At 46.7% G+C, this 6,918-nt stretch carries 7 protein-coding genes; 6 read left to right on the top strand and 1 reads right to left on the bottom strand.

Annotation, left to right across the window (positions count from 1 at the left end; translation table 11 throughout):
- The coding region (gene pdxR / locus CPT76_RS36370; RefSeq protein WP_105446306.1) for a MocR-like pyridoxine biosynthesis transcription factor PdxR at positions 1 to 1,119 on the top strand (1,119 nt) is incomplete at its 5' end.
- A 78-nt stretch (positions 1,120 to 1,197) separates the two neighbouring features.
- Here pdxR and CPT76_RS36365 read toward each other — a convergent pair.
- Complete coding sequence (locus tag CPT76_RS36365; protein WP_105446305.1) at positions 1,198 to 1,836, bottom strand: FMN-dependent NADH-azoreductase; 639 nt, start codon at positions 1,834 to 1,836, stop codon at positions 1,198 to 1,200.
- A 1,047-nt stretch (positions 1,837 to 2,883) separates the two neighbouring features.
- On the opposite strand from CPT76_RS36365, the gene trxB reads away from it, so the two are divergent.
- The 5 genes from trxB (at position 2,884) to CPT76_RS36335 (ending at position 6,868) form a co-directional block, all read left to right on the top strand.
- A complete protein-coding gene (trxB, locus tag CPT76_RS36360; protein WP_105446304.1) occupies positions 2,884 to 3,825 on the top strand; it encodes a thioredoxin-disulfide reductase in 942 nt (313 codons plus the stop codon).
- A 32-nt stretch (positions 3,826 to 3,857) separates the two neighbouring features.
- Positions 3,858 to 4,202: a thioredoxin gene (gene trxA / locus CPT76_RS36355; RefSeq protein WP_105446303.1), complete on the top strand. Its 345-nt coding sequence runs from the start codon at positions 3,858 to 3,860 to the stop codon at positions 4,200 to 4,202.
- 152 nt (positions 4,203 to 4,354) lie between these two features.
- Positions 4,355 to 4,963, top strand: a complete 609-nt coding sequence (locus CPT76_RS36345; RefSeq protein WP_105446302.1) for a thioredoxin family protein — start codon at positions 4,355 to 4,357, stop codon at positions 4,961 to 4,963.
- Between the two features lie 197 nt (positions 4,964 to 5,160).
- Positions 5,161 to 5,901 carry an SDR family NAD(P)-dependent oxidoreductase gene (locus CPT76_RS36340; RefSeq protein ID WP_105446301.1) on the top strand — a complete coding sequence of 247 codons (741 nt, stop codon included), beginning with the start codon at positions 5,161 to 5,163 and terminating at the stop codon, positions 5,899 to 5,901.
- A gap of 346 nt (positions 5,902 to 6,247) precedes the next feature.
- Positions 6,248 to 6,868, top strand: a complete 621-nt coding sequence (locus tag CPT76_RS36335) for an NAD(P)-dependent oxidoreductase (RefSeq protein ID WP_105446300.1) — start codon at positions 6,248 to 6,250, stop codon at positions 6,866 to 6,868.
- The last annotated feature ends 50 nt before the right edge of the window (positions 6,869 to 6,918 follow it).

Below are 6,918 nucleotides of genomic sequence, written 5' to 3'. Positions count from 1 at the left end.
ACTGTTGCGGAACCCCCGGCTCGCTTCCAAGGCATTGATTTTCGCCCAAGTTTTCCGGCTTTGGAACACATCCCTTTCAAGAAATGGAAAGAAACCGCTATTGCCGCATATACAAATACTCATTCAGGAGACTTTGGCTATGACGAGGACCCTGCAGGCAATTGGCAACTTCGCACGAATATTTGTCAGGTTTTGCTGCATACCAAAGGGATTCGGTGTCTGCCTTCGCAGGTGATCATAACCGCCGGAGCGACTCAAGCCATAGCCATGCTGTCCAGGCTATTATTGAAACCGGGGGACGCAGTAGCCATAGAAGATCCTAACGCCACCTTTATTCAACATATTTTTGAATCGACAGGTGCTGATATTATCCCGGTTCCCGTAGATGAGCATGGTCTGCGCGTTGACGACATGCCGACTCATCGGCGCCCCAAATGCGTGTTCGTCACGCCTTCACATCAATTTCCTTTAGGCAGCATTCTTTCCATTGGGCGGCGCATTCAGCTTATAGATTACGCCCGACAAACCGGATGTTATATTATCGAAGATGATTACGACAGCGAATTCCGGTATGCAGGAATGCCGGTACATGCCCTACGAGAGCTCGACTCGGAACGTATCGTCTATATCGGGACTTTCAGTAAAAACTTGTTTCCTGCATTGCGTATTGGTTATATGGTAGTTCCTCATGAGCTGCTAGATCCGCTTCTTCGTTTAAAAAAGCTGTTAGATATGCACTGTCCGATCTTGCCGCAAATCACTTTGGCGAGATTTATCACCGAACGCCACCTGGAACACCACATCGCCCGTATGAAGCGTATTTACAGCAAAAGACGAAAATGCCTCATCGCGGGTTTGTCAAACATTTTCGGCAACAGAGTGAAAATATCCGGGGATGCGGCAGGCCTGCATTTGGTTGCGGAAATGGCCGAAAGCTTCTGCGGCTCCCAAGTAGTCGCTCAACTTGAGGAACTTCATATTAAAGTGTATCCAGCAGAAAGATACACCATTGTAAAAGGAAGGTACGAAAATCAACTTATTATGGGATTTGGTAATGTGGGAGAAATCAACATTTTAGAGGGAATCAAGGCGATTGAGAGTGTCTTAAGACAGTGTTAAGAAAAGCACTGCGAGACGTAAAAATGGGGAGCGGTTAACAAAAAAATCCCCTCGAGGGGGATTATCACGTCCGGTTCGTTACCAGGCCGCGGCAAGCTTGACGGCCTGTTCCATTGCTGCCCGGATGATCTCTTCCGCGCGCTCCGGCTGAAAATCATGGCCTTCAACGTATAGTGCTTGGATGTCACGAATCCCGACGATGCCGAGCACCTGGCGCAGATAGGGGTGGCTGTAATCCATGGCCGCTGCCGGCCCTACGGAGTAAATCCCGCCGCTTGACTGGATGTGCAGCGCTTTTTTGTCGCGCAGCAGGCCGACCGGCACGCTTTCAATGTAATGGAACGTCTTGCCGACAATGACGAAGGCGTCGATGAACGCCTTGAGCCGAGGGGGAATGCCCCAATTCCACATGGGGGAAACGAACACGTATTTATCGGCGCGCATTGCCATCTCGGTAATGTCGTTAAGGGCATTAACTTTCTGCTGTTCCACGGGACTTAGTTCGGAAAAGTCCAGGCGTTCTTTTCTTAATTTCTCCCATGCCCGCACGACATCGCCATCGACTGTCTGGAACGATTCTTGGTAGACATCGAATACTCGCACGCTGTCGTCCGGATGAGCTTCCTGATAGGCTTGAAGAAACGCCCGTCCGACTTGCAGGCCGACTGAACGGTCCGGCGACTTGGGGGTAGCGGTAATATATAATAATTGCGTCAAGTTACTGCCTCCTAAATTTGTAATGTGAGCGGTAGTCTTCGTAAGTGAGAGGAAGAAAGTGAAAATTTCTAGAGCGCGGCATCACGGCTGCAGGCCGAAGCGCGAACGGAGTAACTCGCGATAACGCGGGCTGTCGACAGTGTCCCCGATTAATGGCCCGGATATTCCAGCTACTCGTCGTAAAAATACGTAAGAGTGCTTAACCATCTCATAGATAGCCGACTCTGGTAAAGAACCCTCGAGAATAATCGTATTCCTGTGCTGTTTGATCATATGAAAACCCTGTCGAACTTCATAGCAAACTCGTTATTGCTTCCCGATTCGTCCTGTCCGCTTTTATTCGGGTCTCGGGATCGCCAGAATTATCCGGTGTCTGACCTCTTGTTGCAATGGTCACATCATGACCTTCCACGATCATAGACGAACCAACCGGCTACGATAAACGCTGTTCCTCCCAAAACGAGCGAGTATCTACATCCGAATTCTCCTTTCACGTTTGCATTCCTACTTTTTAATGGGGGAACTTTCTCCCGCCAGGAAAATAGATGCGGTTAATTGATAACCATTGTCCATAGCAGGCTGCCCGGTTCTTGCAGATTATCATGCCATCCGAATCGGCGTCTGTAATCTACTTTACATTGGTCTTCCCGTATTTCTTATTTTTAAATATGAAAAAGAAAAGAACTGTAAACTACTTCACAGAACACCGTTTTTATTTGGATTTATAATCAAGACCGATGTAACCCGCGAAGCAGAAGGTCGTTATCACTTTTGGCCGCTCCGATGCGTTCGGAAGCTCACCAGCCAGTCGAAGGCTGATCGCGTGCCCAATTGTAATCTGGTTTACAGATAAATAAAAGAATTGGTTTGTAAAATAAAACTAGGAATGAACGAAATTTGTAAGGGAGATGCTCGAAATTTTTTAGCCTTATCTGGAAAAACACCACAGGTCATTGGAGTATTTCTCTCATACGTTTTGTTTCAAATCTATTTGTAAGCAAGTTACATGCTACGTGATATGGATGAAAACCGAGGAGGAGTCTACCTATGCATTACAAAGCGATTATTATCGGTACAGGTCCGGCAGGTCTAACAGCGGCAATCTATCTGGCAAGAGCGAATGTTACTCCACTTGTCATTGAAGGAATTCAACCCGGTGGTCAATTGACGACAACAACGGAGGTCGATAACTTCCCCGGGTTCCCAGACGGAATTATGGGTCCCGAGCTTATGGATAACATGCGCAAGCAAGCACTGCGCTTCGGTGCTACGATTCAGTCTGGTCTGGTGACTGGAGTGGACATGTCCAATCGGCCGTTCACACTGTTCTTGGAGGACGGCAGTAAATTGACGGCTGATTCACTGATTATTTCGACAGGTGCATCGGCCAAGAAGCTGGGCATCCCTGGTGAAGCTGAGAATATTGGCAGAGGTGTCAGCACCTGTGCGACCTGCGACGGTTTCTTCTTCCGCAACAAGAGAATCATCGTGATTGGCGGTGGAGATACTGCGATGGAAGAGGCGAAATTCCTGACCCGTTTCGCGTCCGAAGTTCGCGTCGTGCATCGCCGTAATGAACTAAAGGCTTCGAAGATCATGCAAGATCACGCGCGCGGAAATGAGAAGATAGCTTGGAGCTTGAACCGGACACCGCTTGAAGTAACGGCTGGTCCGATGGGCGTAAGCGGACTGAAAGTGCGTAACAACGAAACGGGCGAAGAGGAACTGTTGGAAGCCGACGGGATTTTCCTGGCGATCGGCCACACGCCGAATACGGGCTTCTTGGGCGGGCAGCTGCCAACGGATGAGCTAGGTTACCTGCAAGTCATTTCGGGCACATCCCAAACCGCCATACCTGGCGTTTTCGCCTGCGGTGACGTGCAGGATCGCATTTATCGCCAAGCCATTACGTCGGCTGGCAGCGGCTGTATGGCTGCGCTGGATGCAGAGCGGTTCTTGTCCGAGCAGACGCTTCATATTTTCGCATAACGGATCAAAAATTCCTTAGGGAGGCATATGCCATGTCAGTTCAACCGATAACAGATGCTATTTTCCAAAATGAGACCGCAGCGGGCACTGTGCTCGTCGATTTCTGGGCACCTTGGTGCGGACCTTGTAAAATCGTAGCTCCGATACTAGACGAACTGTCTACCGAGATCGGCGATAAAGCCAAAATCGTAAAAATCAACGTGGATGATAATCCGGAATCCACGGCCAAGTACAACGTCATGAGCATTCCCACCCTGTTAATATTCAAAGACGGGCAAGTCGTGAACCAACTAGTCGGGGTGCAACCGAAAGATCTATTGGAGGCTGCTATCAAGCAGGCCCGAGAGTCAGAAGATACACCTATTCACCATGATTAACTCAGCAGCACTTTGCTTTATTCCAAAGGAGGATCTGAAGAAGGAAGGATTGAGGGAATACCTTTACCTAATTGAAAATGATTCTTCGATGGAGTTTTATGAGATCCGCATTCCGCAGTACCCCAAAAATAATGAGGAGGAAGCGTGAAGTAATGGGAGCACGATTGAACTTAAAACACAAAATCGGTCAAGGAATTCCACCTCAACAATTCATAGATGGCATGCAGAATCGGACGATGGAGACCAGTAATATCACGAATACCAAAGAGCGGTTCATCTCCGTTTACGAGAATTTCACATGGGCGCAAGAAGATCAGAAAGTATTTTTCACCACTTTAAACAATCCCTCCGACCTCCACTGCTTGATTCTATGTACAGATTGGTGCCCGGACGTCATCTGGAACGTCCCCTTATTGTTTCGAGTGATGGAGCAGAGCGGTATTTCTACTGAAGTGTTGCTCATGGAAAAGCATTTGGAAACTATGGATCTCTTTCTCACGGATGGCGGGCGAAATCAGCCAATCGCGGTTTTCTTGAATGCGTCCGGAGATGTTCTAGGCAGATGGGGAGCTCGTCCGGCCTATATCCAGGCCGTGATGGATCGGTTTAAAAAGAACAATCCCAATAAACAGGCAGCCGATTATAAGGAGAAACTGAACCAAACCTATCGGAAGATCGGCGATCTCTATCAAGTTAACAACGAATATCAGGAAGTTATCCTTCGCGAATTAAGAGATTTGTTCACTACCTTTTCTTCGTGAATGTTCAATCTATCTGAGCGTAGGGATGACCGGACAGCAGTCACTTCACCATTATTGATTGTTGTCCGTATCAAACCTGAAAGATAATCTTATTAGGCTACGCAGCAGCCCTTCATTAGTCCAGGTTCTCGTCCTTTTTTTAAGATGAGTTCACGGCCAACACCGTAGGTTTTTATTTATAAAGGAGCGTGCAGGAAATGAGTATCCATGGCAAAGTTGTTATAATTACAGGTGGCAGCAGCGGGATTGGAAAAGCACTCGCCATTGAATTGGTCAAACAAGGAGCAAAGGTCGTTATAAACGGTCGCCGTGAACAAGCGCTGGCTGAAGCGGCAAGAGAAATTGATTCCACGAATACCCAAGTTGCCTATGTGGCTGGAGATATTTCGAATCCTGAGGTAGCGAAGCGATTGATCAGCGAAGGACTTACTCGTTTTGAGCGTATTGATACGCTTGTGAACAATGCGGGGATTTACTTGGGAAAACCATTTACAGACTACACAGCCGAGGAATTTGAAGCGGTGCTGTCTACTAATGTGGCAGGCTTCTTCTATGTTACCCAGTATGCGGCGGCAGAAATGCTGAAGACAGGCGCTGGGCACATCGTTAACATTACGGCAGGCGTCGCTGAACAGCCAATAAAAGCCGCACCTTCCGTGCTGGCTGCGCTGACGAAAGGCGGACTGACATCAGCAACCAAGTCGCTGGCGATTGAGTTTGCAGACAAGGGCATCCGCGTGAATGCTGTTGCGCCTGGAGTCATTAAGACGCCGATGCATCCGGTAGAAATCCATGATTTTTTGAGTAAACTACACCCAATGGGGCGCATGGGCGAGGTTCAAGAAATCGTCCACGCCATTCTTTATCTGGAATCTGCAGATTTCGTCACCGGTGAGGTTCTTCACGTCGATGGCGGTCAAAGTGCCGGCCATTGGTAAGAACGATTTTCAATCGATATGGTAAAATTTAAGAGCGAGATGCTCATGCAATTGCGGATTTACGATGTGATTCCTGGCCGCATGCAGGCAATATTGAATCGCTTTCGGGATGGCACGATAAGATAGCGGAACTTTCAAGCCTTCACAGAAACTCCGCAATATATGAAGAATGCACCTTTCATTCATCATTGATAACTAACTGAGTATAGATAATAAAGCTCGAAGGGTCCCAAGCTACTATGGTTCGTTACTTGGGACCTCTTCTTTAAGACTGAAAATGAGACCGCCTCTCGAATAAGAAACGCTGAGAATAAATGTAAGTTATTGGCTTTGGGAGGTTCTTTTTATGAATCTATTGGTTTTAGGTGCAACTGGACGAGTAGGGAGCCATATTGTTAAACATGCTCTTCATAACGGACATCATGTGACAGTATTAGTCCGTACCCCAGAGAAGATTCAAAATTTTAATAAAAATTTGACTATTCTAAAAGGTAATGTTCTAAATAAAGAAGATATCACACATGCAATAGACGGAAATGATGTGGTTATTAGCGCACTAAATACAGATGGTACAACAACTCTATCCGTTAGTATGCCACTAATCATCGAAGCAATGTATAACGCAGGTATACAACGTATCATAACCGTAGGAACGGCCGGTATTCTTCAAAGTGAGATCTCCTCTCCTTTTTTAAGATATCAATCAAGTGAATCCAAGCGTAGGTCAACCCGTGCAGCAGAAGAACATCATCAGGTATATAATTTGTTAAAACATTCAACTCTTCATTGGACTATCGTATGTCCTACTTTTTTGGAGAACCGAGAAAATATAGGGGAATATCGTGTGGAACGGAATATTTTACCTGAAGGCGGCATTAAAATATCTGTGTTGGATACAGCAAAATTCACGTACAACCAGATTAAAGATTGCAATTTCATAAGATCACGTGTAGGTATTGCTTACTAAACGGCAAATTTTATAAATTGTTTTGGAGATGCTTAAAATTATTAACTTGT

This window comes from Paenibacillus sp. AR247 (assembly GCF_002968895.1).
Classification (GTDB): Bacteria; Bacillota; Bacilli; order Paenibacillales; family Paenibacillaceae; genus Paenibacillus_AQ; species Paenibacillus_AQ favisporus.
The sequence above is the reverse complement of the archived record's forward strand: the minus strand, read 5'-3'. Positions and strand labels throughout refer to the sequence as shown.

Bases quoted from the DNA above. Each gene is read 5' to 3' on its own strand.
- CPT76_RS36335 (WP_105446300.1), top strand. From the start codon at position 6,248: ATGAATCTATTGGTTTTAGGTGCAACTGGACGAGTAGGGAGCCATATT.
- trxB (WP_105446304.1), top strand. From the start codon at position 2,884: ATGCATTACAAAGCGATTATTATCGGTACAGGTCCGGCAGGTCTAACA.
- CPT76_RS36345 (WP_105446302.1), top strand. From the start codon at position 4,355: ATGGGAGCACGATTGAACTTAAAACACAAAATCGGTCAAGGAATTCCA.
- CPT76_RS36340 (WP_105446301.1), top strand. From the start codon at position 5,161: ATGAGTATCCATGGCAAAGTTGTTATAATTACAGGTGGCAGCAGCGGG.
- trxA (WP_105446303.1), top strand. From the start codon at position 3,858: ATGTCAGTTCAACCGATAACAGATGCTATTTTCCAAAATGAGACCGCA.